The sequence below is a fragment of the Methylobacter psychrophilus genome (assembly GCF_025583945.1).
GTDB lineage: Bacteria > Pseudomonadota > Gammaproteobacteria > Methylococcales > Methylomonadaceae > Methylobacter_C > Methylobacter_C psychrophilus.
Genome location: NZ_JAOEGU010000001.1, coordinates 42,239 through 58,008, shown reverse-complemented (window position 1 = coordinate 58,008; position 15,770 = coordinate 42,239). Strand labels below are relative to the sequence as shown.

9 protein-coding genes are annotated in these 15,770 nt (G+C 42.5%); 6 read left to right on the top strand and 3 right to left on the bottom strand.

Translation table 11 applies throughout. The features are described from left to right. The first annotated feature begins 190 nt into the window (after positions 1–190). The 3 genes from N7974_RS00200 (at position 191) to N7974_RS00190 (ending at position 2,548) form a co-directional block, all read left to right on the top strand. Positions 191–505, top strand: a complete 315-nt coding sequence (locus N7974_RS00200) for a hypothetical protein (RefSeq protein WP_262963700.1) — start codon at positions 191–193, stop codon at positions 503–505. Positions 506–1,168: 663 nt separating this feature from the next. Then, positions 1,169–1,792: a response regulator gene (locus N7974_RS00195; RefSeq protein ID WP_262963699.1), complete on the top strand. Its 624-nt coding sequence runs from the start codon at positions 1,169–1,171 to the stop codon at positions 1,790–1,792. 129 nt (positions 1,793–1,921) lie between these two features. After that, a complete protein-coding gene (locus N7974_RS00190; protein ID WP_262963698.1) occupies positions 1,922–2,548 on the top strand; it encodes an excisionase family DNA-binding protein in 627 nt (208 codons plus the stop codon). Between the two features lie 683 nt (positions 2,549–3,231). Here the strand turns inward: N7974_RS00190 and N7974_RS00185 are convergent. Continuing rightward, positions 3,232–3,381, bottom strand: coding sequence for a hypothetical protein (locus N7974_RS00185; protein ID WP_262963697.1), 150 nt, complete (start codon positions 3,379–3,381; stop codon positions 3,232–3,234). A 28-nt stretch (positions 3,382–3,409) separates the two neighbouring features. Between N7974_RS00185 and N7974_RS00180 the strand changes: the two genes are divergently transcribed. Further along, positions 3,410–7,444, top strand: a complete 4,035-nt coding sequence (locus tag N7974_RS00180) for an EAL domain-containing protein (RefSeq protein ID WP_262963696.1) — start codon at positions 3,410–3,412, stop codon at positions 7,442–7,444. Positions 7,445–7,527: 83 nt separating this feature from the next. Here N7974_RS00180 and N7974_RS00175 read toward each other — a convergent pair whose 3' ends face one another. Both N7974_RS00175 and N7974_RS00170 read right to left on the bottom strand, forming a co-directional pair. Then, complete coding sequence (locus N7974_RS00175; protein WP_262963695.1) at positions 7,528–9,132, bottom strand: DNA recombination protein RmuC; 1,605 nt, start codon at positions 9,130–9,132, stop codon at positions 7,528–7,530. A gap of 131 nt (positions 9,133–9,263) precedes the next feature. Then, positions 9,264–10,421, bottom strand: coding sequence for a J domain-containing protein (locus N7974_RS00170; RefSeq protein ID WP_262963694.1), 1,158 nt, complete (start codon positions 10,419–10,421; stop codon positions 9,264–9,266). Positions 10,422–10,521: 100 nt separating this feature from the next. Here N7974_RS00170 and N7974_RS00165 point away from each other — a divergent pair, with 100 nt between their 5' ends. Continuing rightward, positions 10,522–11,532 carry a putative bifunctional diguanylate cyclase/phosphodiesterase gene (locus N7974_RS00165; RefSeq protein ID WP_262963871.1) on the top strand — a complete coding sequence of 337 codons (1,011 nt, stop codon included), beginning with the start codon at positions 10,522–10,524 and terminating at the stop codon, positions 11,530–11,532. Between the two features lie 493 nt (positions 11,533–12,025). After that, on the top strand, positions 12,026–15,316 hold the full coding sequence (locus N7974_RS00160; RefSeq protein WP_262963693.1) for an EAL domain-containing protein: 3,291 nt from the start codon (positions 12,026–12,028) through the stop codon (positions 15,314–15,316). Positions 15,317–15,770 lie beyond the last annotated feature (454 nt).

Here is a 15,770-nt window from a genome sequence, read left to right as displayed (position 1 = left end):
GGGCAACGTTTTCTGCCCACCATTTACAGCACCAATAACATCGATTTATCAAAAATATGCCGAATAAAAAAAGTCTGCCTAATCAGGCTGACTTATCATTACAATGACAATAAGAAATTGATTGCAACCGGCATAACGTTTTAAAATTCACCATTCGTTATACATTCATAGAATTTAAGAGCAACTAAGCATGCAAAATCATTTTACACTCCGATCGAACTCATTAACTATCGCTTGCCTGACTTTACTACTCGGTGGTTGCGCTTCTGATCCTACACCTGTATCTGTACCTGTAACCATCCTTTCAGGCGAACAAATGCTGACCGAAAGTCAAGGCATAGCCAACATGGGCGACAGATGGAAAAAAGGCAAACAATTAGTTGATCGCGGTAATACTTTAGTTCGCGAAGGTCGAAATAAAATCGATGAAGGCAACCGAATGATTGGAGAAGGGGAAAAAGAGCAGCGCGAAAGCGAGGAAAGCTATAACAATATTAAAAAATAATAGTCATTGCAACCTAATGTGCACCCGGTTTAGTGCAGCCACATCAGCTATCGTAATGTGCATCGTGAACTAATTTCCAATCTGTTCGTTACCGTACAGAACAAGCTTGGTCTCGTGTGTAGAATCTAAGGTCAGTGATCAGAAATAGTATTCCGCATCTCACTTATGACTAACTTATCAGGAGATCCTCATGAACAAAACGATTATATAAGCCTCAGCGCACCTTAAATCAGGCAAAGTACAGGATTCAATTTTATTTACCAAAAACTGACTTTTAAAAAAAATCTTACCTGCTCGGAAACAGATAAAAACTACAGATTAAAGTGAATAATTTTGTTCTCTCCAGTAAATTTTCATTATCTGCATCGGCGCTACAATGACTATAAACACCCACAACAGCCATTTTATAATAAATAATTCTGTCCAACATCAACACTGATTTTTTAATCGCCAAGTAGTTACCCATTTTTGATATAAAAGTAGGTATTAAATCGATATAAAAAATACGTAATTTGCAATTTTAATATGGTCTATACTACAATAGTCGAAGAACATGTCTTTTTATTGTAATATTAGCTGCTTACTAATAATAAATAATTTATTGCTTTGTCAATAATAAATACTATTATAATTAGCATGCTTGTAATTTTTAGGGTTTGAAATGTGAAGGAACAATCTTGGTTAAGCACGAAAGAAGCAGCAGTTTTATTGGAAGTTAGCCAGCGAACCGTACAAAACTGGGTAGACAGCGGCAAAATAAAAGCAAGTTTGACTATGGGTGGTCACCGGCGATTAAGTCGGGAAGACGTTATAAAACACTTATCGGCAACCCGGTCTTTATTAACCGGAAACAATGAGCGCATAGAACCGTCCGCAATAGATAACGACACCCTGCTTAGGGTTTTGATTGTAGAAGATGACTATGCTATTTTGCGGCTATGTGAATTACAATTCAACCAGTTCAGTGTACCTCATCAACTCTTTCTGGCTACAAGTGCTTGCCAAGGGTTAATGATGGTTGGTAAATATCAACCGCATCTTATTTTTACGGATTTAAATATGCCACATATTGATGGTTTATATATGATCAGTGAAATTATGAAAATGCCTGATATGAAAGATACAAAAATTGTTGTGGTAACAGGAATGGAAGTCAAAGAAATCATGAAAATGGGTATTATGCCTAATGATTTACTAGTCTTACCGAAGCCTATTCCGTTCAAAACAGTAGAAACGATACTTTATCAACAATCAAATGCCCTAACCCAGCATGTGAAAATAATTTAACTCAAGGTAAGACTGTTGCAGGTCAACTACGATAATTAAGCTTACAGATAACCATAATAAAGACACCAACTGTGTTGGTGTTTTACTTGGTATACTTTTCCATTAAAAATATTAACCTTTTGCCCACTTATGAAAAATCAGTTTGATGCCAGTGACACTATTGAAAGCCACATTTATTACAATACACGCGAAGTTGCAAGTATGCTTGGCTTATCCAGGGGAACCGTACAGAAAATGGTCGAAGATGGAACCCTGCAAGCCTGGAAAACTTCAGGAGGACACCGACGAATACTGGGTAGCGCCGTAGAGAATTTTCTAAAAAATGGCCAATCATCCATCGCCAGTAATCAACCGGTCCAGCTGTCCATCCTGGTCATTGAGAACGATCCGGCTTTGCAAAAACTTTATCAGTCAACGATAACAGGTTGGGAGCTGCCCATTGACCTTAATATCGTCGACGATGGCCTGTCAGCATTAGTACAAATTACCAGACAATGCCCGGATATTCTGATTAGCGATCTACAAATGCAAGCCGTAGACGGATTTGAAATGATAAACACGCTTGGCAAAGATAGTACGTTCAATGTTATGGACATTATTGTCGTGACCGAATTGACCAAAGCAGACATCGACAAGAAAGGTTCTTTGCCCAATGGAGTAACCGTATTTCATAAACCCATACCTTTTCAGGATATTCATGGCTATGCGCGTGCGAAACTGGTATCCCTAGCCAAAGACAACCCGTTATCAGCCTAAATTGCGTGCTTATAGCTGCCTTTTCCCGATAATCCAAGGGGTAGCTAAACCATTTACACATGCTCTTTAGAATAGATAAAATAGCAAAATATAACCAAAATTATATGTGAATTTGTTGTTTTTCAATATCTTCAGACACGGATGTCTACAATAAACTGTTCGGGTGATGTATAACTTGAATAGTTGGCTCTTAATACGTTCATACAAAAAAATAAATAAGAGGCTCTTACCTCTCAAGCCGCAGTTGTTTCATTAGCGCCATAATGACTCTGCCTCCCGATAGCTGGAGTGACTTAGCCAGGCATGTCACCCACTGAAAAAACATCGATTTGTCAGGATACACACTCATTACAGTTGTTAGCAAGTATATACAAAAAACTATTAATCCAACCGAACTTCCGCAGTAAAAAAGCCCATCAATTTTATCATCTTGACATCAGTTTTTCAGTAGTAAAGCATCTTTGAAAGGTGCTAATATAATAGCCGATTAGTTATAAAATTTGCATGCTTCTCCACTGGCCGCGAGTCAATTAAACAGTACCCATAACGCAATTTCACAGGCAGAGACAAGCCCTATTAATTTGAATGTTTTTTAAGTGGCATTCGCCCCGTGAAATAAGTAATCATCATCATCATACCGGTTATTTTCTTGAGTTATGTTCCGGCATTAATATTTAGAGGCCTCAGGATATTGAACCGGAATATACGGCGATGGCGATGCCAAAAGTAATTGTCGATGAATGGACACCTATATCAATCGGCCAACCTACCAGACTATAAACAGGCAATGACATGACTTCCACAAAAAACAACCATTCAGAATACTGGCTCACGCTGGCGCTTCTGGTTGGGGATTTAGCCGTGGCAACGATCGGCCTATTATCACTACTTGGCTGGGTACTGGACAATCCCTACCTCACTACCTGGAAATCTGGCACCATCCCAATGGCACCGAACACTGCCGGTCTATCTATATTGTTCAGCATAACTCTCGGTCTCTGCATCCAAAAGCCGCCAGGTCGTATCTCTCTTTTACTTACCACACTCTTTGGCTGGACAGGTATCCTGTGGGCCTTGTTGCTACTGACCTTACGACTTCTCGACATTTACTGGCCAGCGGAACTCTTTGGTTTACAAATTCACGGCACACTGGGTAATGTACCCATAGGATATATCTCGCCAATCACCGCCTTTGGCTTCCTGTTGGCTTACGTGCCGCTGGTTACTTTACCGTCTCATACTATTCAAGGATTCTGGCTGGACGTAATCGCCAAAGGCTTGCCCGGCTTACTTTCATTACTGGGCATTTTTCTCCTGCTAGCCTATGCCTTGGGCACACCACTACTACCCTTTGAAAAAACGCTAACTATTTCTGCACTCAATACCAGTCTGACCCTGCTGATTATAAGTCTGGTATTGTGGATGTTTGCTGCTCGTTATTCCAACCCATCAATTACACCCAACACCCATGCTATAAAAAATCCACTCTATATTTTGGTTTTCGTTATTTTTGCCGCCGGCACTATCGCAGTGACATACAACTCCTACCGCGAGACTGAACAAAAATTCCGCCATGAGGTAGAAGCAAATCTTCTGGCTATAGCGGAATTAAAAACGGGCGAACTGATTCGGTGGCGCATGGAACGGCTTAGGGATGCCTCTCTCACTCAGAGTATCTCAATCGCTGCCGTTGTCCGACAACTACTGGAGATGCCAAATAACGAGCCTACACAAAAAATGATGCAAGATTGGCTCGGCAAGTACCAAAACCAATTCGGATACGACATGGCTTTTCTGATCGACAGTAAAGGTAGCATTCAGATGTCAATGCCTAAAACGACGACACCCTTGAGCACCACATTGATTAAAAGCGCTGCTGACTCGCTACAATCAGGACAAATCATACTGCAAGATTTTTATCGGGACGAACATAATCAACGCGTATATCTGGCGTTGATAGTGCCGATATTTGACGTGCAGGACAACAACAAGCTACTGGGCGTAATAGGGATGCGCATTGATCCAACCCGCTATCTGTATCCATTTATCCAACATTGGCCGACACCAAGTCCGACAGCCGAAACATTGCTCGTTCGCCGCGACGACAACGATGCGCTCTTTTTAAACGATCTTCGATTCTATAAGGATGCAGCACTTAACCTGTGCATGCCACTGAGCAACACTTCGTTACCTGCCGTAAAAGCAGTGCTGGGACAACGTGGCATCGTCGAAGGCTCCGATTATCGGGGCGTACCGGTAATTGCAGCAGTAAATGCCATTCCTGATTCGCCGTGGTATCTGGTAACCCGTATTGACGAGGTGGAAGTATATGCTCCCCTACGCGAACGAATGAAACTCACACTCTTACTGGTATCTATACTGGTCTGTAGTGCAGGTGCGTTAATTTTTCTGTTATGGCGGCAACAGCGCCAGATGTTCTACCAAAGGCAACTGGAATTAACCTCGGCACTACTGAACAATGAAGAACGGCATCGAAGTATTCTCCATACGGCCATGGATGGTTTCTGGTTATTGGATAAACAAGGGCATTTACTGGAAGTTAACGAAACCTATTGCCAAATGAGCGGCTATAGCGAACAGGAACTACTAACCATGTATGTTGCTGACCTGGAAGCCTCAAAAACAGCCGAAGATACCATCAGACATCTGCAAAATATCATCACTCAGGGCCAAGACCGTTTCGAGTCAACACACCGTCGCAAGGATAGGAGTATTTTTTTTGTAGAAGTCAGTATCCAGTACCAACCCATCAAAGACGAGCAATTTGTAGTTTTTCTGCAAGACATTAGTGAGCGCAAACAAGCCGAAGAAAAACTCCAACTCGCTGCCAGCGTTTTTACCCATGCCCGCGAAGGTATCATGATCACTACAGGTAACGGTGCCATCATTCAGGTCAATGATGCCTTTTCCGAAATAACCGGCTACAGCTACGACGAAGTCCAAGGCAAAAATCCGCGCCTATTAAGCTCTGGTCGCCAGGAACCGGAATTCTACATAAACATGTGGCATGATCTGGTTAATAAAGGCTATTGGTATGGCGAATTTTGGAATCGTCGCAAGAACGGCGAAGTGTACCCGGTAATGCAAAACATCACTGCCATACGCGATACGCTGGGTAACATTCAGCATTATGTCGCACTATTGTCTGACATTACCTTACTCAAGGAACATGAAACCGAGTTGGAACGTAGCGCCCACTACGATCCACTGACCAATCTACCCAACCGCACACTCCTGATTGATCGTCTACATCAAGGTATCGCTCAAACCAAAAGGCATGGGCAACTACTGGCAGTGGTCTTTCTTGATCTGGACGGTTTTAAGGCCATCAACGATAATTACGGGCATTTAGCAGGCGACCACTTACTCATCACTGTCGCCAACAATATGCAGCAAGCTTTACGCGAAATTGATACCCTCGCCCGAATCGGTGGCGATGAGTTCATCGCGTTGCTACTTGATATAAGCGACATCGAAACCAGCATACCGTTACTCACCCGATTACTCACTGCCGCATCCCAACCTGCTCAATTTGACAATATTTCCCTCCAGGTTTCAGCAAGCATGGGAATCACCTTTTACCCGCAGACAGAAGAAGTCGATGCTGATTTACTGATACGGCAGGCCGACCAAGCCATGTATCAAGCCAAAATGAGAGGAAAAAACCGTTACAATATTTTCGATGCCACAGAAATCAACCTTACCCGTACCCACCACGAAAGCCTGGATCGCATCCGTAGTGGCCTCGCCGCAGGCGAGTTTGTGCTCTATTACCAACCCAAAGTCAATCTTCGCATAGGCCGCATCATCGGCGCCGAAGCTTTAATTCGCTGGCAGCACCCGGATAAAGGCCTGCTACTTCCTGATATTTTTTTGCCCTTAATAGAAAATCATCCACTGTCTATAGAACTTGGTGAGTGGGTAATTGAAACAGCCCTGACCCAAATAGAACAATGGCATAGGTCTGGATTGGACATCCCTGTCAGTGTCAACATTGATGCCCTCCAGTTACAGCAGAACGACTTCATTGAACGCCTCCAAGTACGGCTTAAGGCTCATCCTGATATCAAACCGGGTGATTTGGAAATGGAAGTACTTGAAACCAGTGCCATGAAGGACTTGCCTAAAGTATCCAAAGTGATCGAAGCCAGTAAGGAAATCGGCGTACACTTCTCCTTGGACGATTTCGGCACGGGCTATTCTTCACTGACTTATCTGAAACGCTTACCGGTCAGTCAGATCAAGATTGATCAGAGTTTCGTGCGTGATATGCTTAATGATACAGATGATCTGGCCATTATAGAGGGGGTAGTCGCCTTGGCTAAAGCCTTCGGCCTTCAGGTAATCGCCGAAGGAGTAGAATCTATAAAACATGGTGAAATGCTGCTACAACTTGGTTGTGATCTGGCTCAAGGCTATGCTATAGGCCACCCCATGCCAGCCGATGATATCCCAAACTGGGCCACCACTTGGCGGCCTGATTCAAGCTGGATTAATCGACCATCCTTTACTCGTGACGATTTGCCGCTACTTTTTGCCAGCGCCGAACATAGCATCTGGATTACCAGCATAGAAAACCATATTAAATCCGGGCGTAAAAGCCCTGTCCCTAATGACCTGCAATGCCGCTTCGGCAAATGGCTAAATACAGAAGGTATCACACGCCATATTAATGAGCCGACCTTTCAGGCCATTATGCCCTTACACCAGCAAGTGCACCTGCTCGCAAGGGAACTACTGGATCTTCATACCGATGAACAAGACCCGGAGACGCTGGCAAAGCTGGATGAACTCCATAAGCTACACTACGCCTTACTTAAACAGTTAAAGCTGCTGGTTAAGGAAAACTGGACGTCAACGGAAACAGATACTTGAAAACAAGAAGATAATTAACGAGGTAATTTCTATTATTGAGTGAGAGCTTCCAAAACATCACTAACCTTATCATAGTAAATCCCTTAACTTTCCAATAACAAAACTGCTTCTTTGTCTTCCGTAATTTCCAATATCGCCACATCACGCAACTTTCTTTCCATCGCCTTGGTTCGGGTATCTTTTAATTTCTCCAAGGAACCCGATGCGGTAGTCAATTGTTTATGGACAAGCGCCAGCTGATCGGAATAACTGGCAAATTCTGTTTTAACTTCCGCCAAGACTTTCCAGACTTCACTGCTGCGTTTTTGTACGGCAAGCGTTCTAAAGCCCATGTGCAGGCTGTTTAACAAAGCTGATAACGTGGTAGGCCCGGTAATGGTAATGCGGTATTTGCGCTGGAGTAGTTCAAACATATGAGGATGTCGTAATACCTCGGCAAACAGACTTTCAACGGGCAGGAACATAATCGCAAAATCAGTGGTGTGCGGTGGATCAATATATTTATCACTAATATCTTTGGCAAAACTTTCCACAACTTTAAGCAAGATTTTTTGTGCCTGGTCAATTTTTGAGGGTTCCGCCTCATCATAAGCCAGCAAAAGTAACTGATAACTTTCCAAAGGAAACTTGGAATCCAAAGGTAGCCAGACCGTTTTTTCATCGGATTTTCCGGGTAATTTAACGGCAAACTCAACATTTGCCTGACTGCCCTGCTTGGTAGCGACATTGGTCGAATATTGCTCGGGAGTCAAAATTTGCTCCAGAATATTCCCTAATTGGTATTCGCCAAGAATGCCACGTGTTTTTACATTGGCGAGTACTTTTTTCAAATCACCGACACCAATCGCCAAGGTTTGCATTTCGCCCAAGCCTTTATGAACTTGCTCAAGCCGGTCACTGACTTGTTTAAAAGATTCGCCGAGACGTTTTTCCAGGGTGCTTTGCAATTTTTCATCCACGGTTTTACGCATTTCCGTCAATTGCCGGGTGTTGTCTTCCCGTATGGATCTTAGTTGTTGTTCAATGGTATCCCTGATTTCAGTGATACTGGCTTTGGCTTGCGCCGTAGCATCGACTTGTTGTTTATTTAACTCGGTAAACTTCAAACTTAACTGCTGGTTGAAATCATTAATGCTTTCTGAAAAGGTCGTCTTAAACGACTTTAAGCCGTCATTCAACTCTTGGCGGTTTAATTTGGCATCGTTCTTTATGCTTGTTTCAAAGCCGTCCAGTTTTTGAACTGTTTTCTCCCGAAACTCATCCTGTTTGCGGTTTAACACGTCACTTGAGATTTGAAACGATGATGACACGCTCTGCTTAAATTCATTGGAATTGGTAATTAGTCGTTCCGATAAGTCATTTAAGGCATTCTTGAAGCTTTCCAACTGCTTGTGTTGAATCGTTCCGTTCTCGCTAATCCGGTTTAACAGGGTATCCTGAAAAATTTTAAAAGACTCCTGCATTTCCCTTCGATTTTCCAAACTGACTTCTCTCAGCTCTTTCCTCGATTCAGAAAATCCTTCTTTTAAACTAATCTCATGCATTTTTTGCAAACGGATTAATTCTTGAAAACCACTATCCGCGCCAGCTTTAATCAACCCGTTCACGCGTAGCAAAACAGCGATTAACAACAGTAAAATAGCCACTACCAATGCTCCGGCAATAGCAAACAACAACGATTCGGTCATAATTTATCCAGTAATTTAAGCTACCAATCCCTCGTTACCAAGCTCCAGCTTGGTAACGAGGGAACGATTTTACAGATAACATCCCTTCAAGGGATGGTTATACTGTCTCGGGTTACGTTGTGGTAGCCGTCTTATTTAGACCCAAACGGCATCATGCCGCCAAAAAGTAAATCATCAAAATCATCGCGATCAGAATTCTTGGGGATTTTATAATTTTTTAGCCAGGCTTTAAGAGCCGGTGGATTATGAAACATTTCCAGTTCATTTTGAATGGCAACAATATCTCCCTGTACTTCCTGAATATCTTTAGCCAGCCTGTACAACAACTGTTTTGGCGTTAACAAGACATAGAATGGCAAGTTTAAATCGACTTTAAACATTCCTTCAATTTGATCGATTTCCTGATCTAATTCAGATAACTGCTCTTTCAGGATCTTGTTAAAATATTTTAAGCGACTGTCAGCAATATGACTCAAATGTTCAGGATCAATTTGTTCAATCTCCAACTGCAATGCCAGCAGCAACAATAAATCCTTTTTTCCGTAAGCAGTATTGACGCGCTGCATCAACTCGGTTTTGCGTTTACGTTCTTCTTCATCAGGCTCGCGGTCAGGATGCAGTGCGGCAACCAACTTGCGATACACCTCTCGAACCGATTTACTGGCCAACTCATCTTCCTCTAGCTGACGGGCTTCCTTTTCCAGTTGCTTTTTGGTTTTTTTGCGCGGTTTGACCGCTTCTGCCGCTTGCCCATCGGCTTGTTCACGCAGTTTCTCCTGCAAGTGAGCGTGAAACTTCTCTGGCGAACTGATATCAACATCATCGCCCAAATCGACATTAAACATATCTTCCGCAAGACTTTTCATCAAATCGCCAACAGCAGATTCACTCTGTTGATTAACCGTATCGTAATCCTCATCACTGTACTTATTAAACAGTGTTTTTAAGTCATCCTTATTAAACTCGGTGATTAAATTCTCTGCCAGTTCGCAAATAAGATGCTTCATCTTTAGCTTGTCGTTTTTTTTGAACAGCGGCAGATTGTAAGATTGATCCAATAACTGAACCCACTCTGATTTATGGTTACTTAACGCCTCTTCCAAGGGTTCATATTCCTCATCAACCTTATGACGATACAGCGGAATGGTTTCTTTCCATTCCATCAGCAACTTTTTTTTGTTATCAATTTTTTTGGTCAGACTGTTAAATTGCTTTTGAGCCGCTGACAAGATTTTTTTTCCATCAGCTTTTGGTGTTATAAGAACTAGCTTGTTTTTGGATTGGCTCATCTTATTTAGCTCATGATTAGGGGATGAAAAGAAGTAAAGTAAAATCTAAATTTTTGGCACATTTTAACACCAGGAAAATTATCAAGGCAAAGACTCAAGACTGTCCTCCCTTAATCAACCTTATCAACTTGACTTACAACAATACCAATGCTCGGCAAGTATTGGTGTCACCTTGTTTGAAGACCCTATGGCAAGAGTCGAGGATCTTTTTCGGCAAGCCGATATTGCGATCTATCATGCCAAAGAGTCCGGCCGCAACAGCCTGCGCTTTTTCGATCCGCAGATGCAAGAAAAGATTCATCACCTCGCATCCTTAAAAAAGGATTTACGCAAGGCACTTGAACAACAACAATTTCAACTGTATTTCCAAATCCAGGTAGATGCTTTGCAATACCCAATCGGTGCAGAGGCTTTGATTCGCTGGCAACATCCGGAGCATGGTTTGGTGCCACCCGATCAATTTATTCCTCTGACAGAACAAACAGGGCTAATTTTACCTATTGGGCAATGGGTATTAGAAACCGCATGCGCTCAACTTAAAGCGCGGGAACAAGATGAGAGTACTTGCAATCTGACGCTATCCATTAACGTCAGCGCCAAACAATTTCGCCAAACAAACTTTGTAACCCAAGAACAAAATGCAGTGCAACGTTATGGAATTAATCCGGCTAAATTAAAGCTGGAACTAACAGAAAGTATGCTGGCTAATAATATCGAAAAAATTATTATTACCATGAGTACATTAAATGCGATGGGCATTCGATTCTCACTGGATGACTTTGGCACCGGCTACTCATCCCTGCAATATCTAAAACGCTTGCCTTTGTATCAACTAAAAATAGATCAGTCGTTTATACGAGAGCTTGCCGTTGACAGCAACGATCCGGCCCTCGTATTGACCATTATTGCCATGGCTGAGAACCTCGGACTTGAGGTCATGGCCGAAGGTGTCGAAACACAAGCACAGCAAGCTCTTCTCCTGAAAAAAGGTTGCCGCCACTTTCAAGGTTATTTATTTGGTAAGCCTGTACCCATTAAGCTGTTTGAAGAGGCACTACAACAGAAATATCTGTTTGGTGTTGATGCCAATAATAATCGCCCTTTTAGGTAACTCGCAATAAATACGCATCCAATCTCTGCATGACTCTGGAGCGTCACGGCCAACTTATTTATGTAGAAGCGGACCATACCCTCGAATGAGGCATTTATTATATCGCAGGCATAATCCGCTCCAGCATCGCATAATTTCGAAGCATACGGAAACGAGTTATTTTCTGCGAATTATCTTAAGAAGTGAATTAATTAGGATTAATCCTAATTAATGCTATAGTAGATCTCGCCTTATCTTTTACTTTTGTAAATTACATATATACGCATAATTAGTGCGAATAGATAGTAAGCGAAATACACAAAAATCACTTATTTAATATCAGATTAAAACAGCACGAATTGAAATTTATTTCTATTTAATGCCGAACAAGTTGATCGAGTCTGCCCCTTACCGCTCCCCACAAATTGAATAGCAAGTCTTTTTATTGCTCTAATTATCAGCTTTGCTGATGATTCCGAAATCAACCATTTAAAAGTGAAAATCAAGTATAAACATGCCAACGCCAATAGACGTTAACATCCGCATTTCAATGACCAATCCACCGACGGTTTTATTTGTCGGTGATAATATTGATGCCCTACTTGGCTTCACGGTTGCAGATTTCCTCAACGACAAAGTATCTTTGCAAAGTCGAATTCATATAGCCGACCAGGACATTGCCAAGATCCTGTTCTCAACTGACTGCAATAAAACCACTGATACTTTCAATATCAGGCTCAGACACGCCAATGGTCATATCTGCTGTGTCAAAGGTATTTACCGTAAAGAACTGGACACCACTAATAACAAGGTTATCCTTGACCTGTTACTGCAAGATGCCAAAAGCCTCAGCCAGAATCCAGGCGACCAACCGATGATGGCCAATTTTAAGTCCATGATGGAAAACACCGACGATTACATTTATTTTAAAGATCGTAATCATGTATTTACCGGTGCCAGCCAAACACTGGCTACTCTTACAGGCAGTAAAGAGCAATGGTCGGACCTGGTTGGCAAGACTGATTACGACCTGTTCTCGGAAAAAGATGCCGATATTTACTACCATCTGGAAAAACAAGTATTTGCAGGCCTGCCTGTAGCTTATGAAATACAAAAATTACCGAATAGCCACGACCATCGTGGCTGGATCGATAATCGCAAATATCCGATATATAACGATAACGGTGAAGTTTCCGGCTTGTTTGGTATAGCCCGTGACATCTCCACCAGTATCAATGCCGAGCGATACACACAATTTTACGGCAGCATTTTAGAGCAGCTTGCCATAAACAAGCCGCTGTTTGCTATTCTTGACGCTATTGTATTGGGCGTAGAGGAACTCTACCCGACACTGCTTTGTAGTATTTTGTTACTCGATAACGACGGCAAGCATCTAGTCAATGGCTCTACCCTCAACCTGCCTGATTTTTATAACGAAGCAACTAATGGCATGGAGATTGGTATTGGTGCTGGCTGTTGCGGAGAGGCCGCATTTACCGGCAAACGCATTATTGCCGAGAATATTACTACGCATCCAAATTGGGTTTCCTGGAAAGAGCTTGCAGCCAAAGCCGGATTAGGTTCCTGCTGGTCGCAGCCTATTCTTTCATCATCGACTCAAGTACTGGGTACTTTTGCTATCTATCATCCTAAGGCAAATACCCCTACCGAGTCTGATATCACCATCATCGAGCAATCGGCCCATCTAGCCGGCATCGCCATTGAGCGCAGACAGTCTGACGCGGCTTTAGCCCGATCTGAAACAAAGTTCCGCACACTATTTAATGCCAGTACAGATGCTGTTCTCATGTTAAATGAGCAAAGCTTTTTTGACGGCAATGATGCCGCCATAAAAATGTTTGGTTTTACGTCACGAGAAGACATCGCTTTATATCATCCTCTCGATTTATCGCCACTTAAGCAGCCCTGTGGCACGGATTCAAAAATATTGGCCAGGCAATACATTGACATAGCGCTAGAAAAAGGTAGCCTGCGCTTTGAATGGATGCATAAGCGAGCAGATACCGGTAAAAACTTTATTACCGAAGTCTTGCTCAGCTCCATGATGCTTGATAAGCAAATATTGCTACAAACCGCCATACACGACATCACCATCCGCAAGCGCGCCGAAGATGAACTTCGCATCGCCGCTACTGCCTTCCAGGTTCAGGAAGGCTTGATGGTCACCGATGCCAAAGGCATTCTCTTACGAGTCAATAATGCCTTCACCACTATTACCGGCTATTCCTCGCAAGAAGTGATTGGTAAAAATCCGAGTTTTCTTAAAAGCGGGCGCCATGATGCGACCTTCCATACGCAGATGTGGAGCACCATCAATAGTACCGGGACATGGTCGGGGGAAATATGGAATCGGCGCAAGAGTGGTGAAGTCTATCCGGAATACATGACCATCACCGCCGTAAAAGATAGCTATGATGAAGTGACCAATTACGTTGCCACCCTGACTGATATCACCATGAACAAAGCGGCCGCAGAGGAGATTCAAAACCTGGCCTACTATGACCCACTGACACAACTGGCCAATCGACGGCTACTGACTGATCGAATAAAGCATGTATTGGCATGTCGTTCCCATGGCGGTGGCAGAGGTGCCGTCATGTTTATTGATCTGGATTATTTTAAGACCATCAACGACACGCTTGGTCATAATATCGGTGACTTACTGCTTCAGCAAGTTGCCAGCCGCTTAGCCGCGTGTGTCCGAAAAAGCGACACGCTGGCCCGTTTAGGCGGTGATGAGTTTGTCGTGCTGCTGGAAAACTTAAGTGAAAAAATCCTTGAGGCTGCGGCCCAGGCTAAAGTCATTGGCGACAAGATGCTGGATGCTCTCAGACAGACGTATCAGCTTGCCAAACACGAATACTACGGTACAGCAAGTATCGGCGTGACCTTGTTTGACGGCTGCGAGGTGATTGGCATAGATGAACTGTTTCGACAAGCTGATATTGCCATGTATCAGGCTAAAGATTGTGGCCGTAATCACTTGCGCTTTTTCGATCCTGATATGCAAAAAATGATTAATGCCAACGCTTCTTTAACCATGGATTTACGTAATGCACTTGAGCAACGACAATTTCAATTGTATTACCAGGTTCAGGTAGACGCATTGGCACAACCAATAGGCGCAGAGGTGTTGATTCGCTGGCTACATCCTAAGCATGGTTTGGTATCACCCTATGATTTTATTCCGTTGGCGGAACAAACAGGGCTAATTTTACCTATTGGACAATGGGTACTGGAAACTGCTTGTGCGCAACTTAAAGCGTGGGAACAAGATGAGAGTACTTGCAATCTGACGCTATCCATTAACGTCAGCGCCAAGCAATTCCACCAAGTGAACTTTGTATCGCAAGTGAAAAATGCGGTGCAACATCACAATATCAATCCGGCTAAATTAAAGTTGGAGCTGACTGAAAGTATGCTGGCTGATAATCTTGAACAGATTATTACTGCTATGAATGCATTGAATGCCATTGGTATCCGCTTCTCTCTGGATGACTTTGGCACCGGTTATTCATCCCTGCAATATCTAAAACGTTTACCCTTGTTCCAACTGAAGATTGATCAATCATTTGTGCGGGATATTACCTTTGACAACAATGATCGGGCGCTCGTACTGACCATTATCAACATGGCCAACAGCTTGGGACTTGAGGTGATTGCCGAAGGCGTTGAAACAAAAGAACAGCAACTACTTCTCCTACATAAAGGCTGCCTCCACTTTCAAGGTTATTTATTTGGCAAGCCTTCACCCATCAAGCAATTTGAAGAAGCGCTAAAATAGCGGCATTTTTACTGATTTAGCCTTAAATGCAAATAATAGCCACCCGTTTGCGAAATCAATTTTGTAGTAACTCTCATTGCAGAAAATTAATGCCAACCAATAAATTACCGACTACAGAATTGAAAAAACTCGATTAATTTTTGGTGTACTACTCGAGGCGCCGTATTGTGCTGATTACTTAAATTGAATTATATTGAATTGTTACATTTTGTTACAATTCATAAATGTTATAAGATAATATTTAATGTAATCTATAGGCTCTAAAATAAATTATTGCTATCAGAATCTATATTTAATTTTCTTAATTTTGTCATAATGAGGATTACTGAAAATTGCTGATATAATACAATTATATTTTCAAGGTTTATTATCTTTGACGTTGTAATCCATAGATATGCAAGCGTAATTTAGTACCAATGCTCATAAGTAGCGAGCGATATACACAGAAAAGCAT

Coding starts and splice junctions, on each gene's coding strand:
- N7974_RS00200 (WP_262963700.1), top strand. CDS start 191: ATGCAAAATCATTTTACACTCCGATCGAACTCATTAACTATCGCTTGC.
- N7974_RS00190 (WP_262963698.1), top strand. CDS start 1,922: ATGAAAAATCAGTTTGATGCCAGTGACACTATTGAAAGCCACATTTAT.
- N7974_RS00175 (WP_262963695.1), bottom strand. CDS start 9,132: ATGACCGAATCGTTGTTGTTTGCTATTGCCGGAGCATTGGTAGTGGCT.
- N7974_RS00170 (WP_262963694.1), bottom strand. CDS start 10,421: ATGAGCCAATCCAAAAACAAGCTAGTTCTTATAACACCAAAAGCTGAT.
- N7974_RS00160 (WP_262963693.1), top strand. CDS start 12,026: ATGCCAACGCCAATAGACGTTAACATCCGCATTTCAATGACCAATCCA.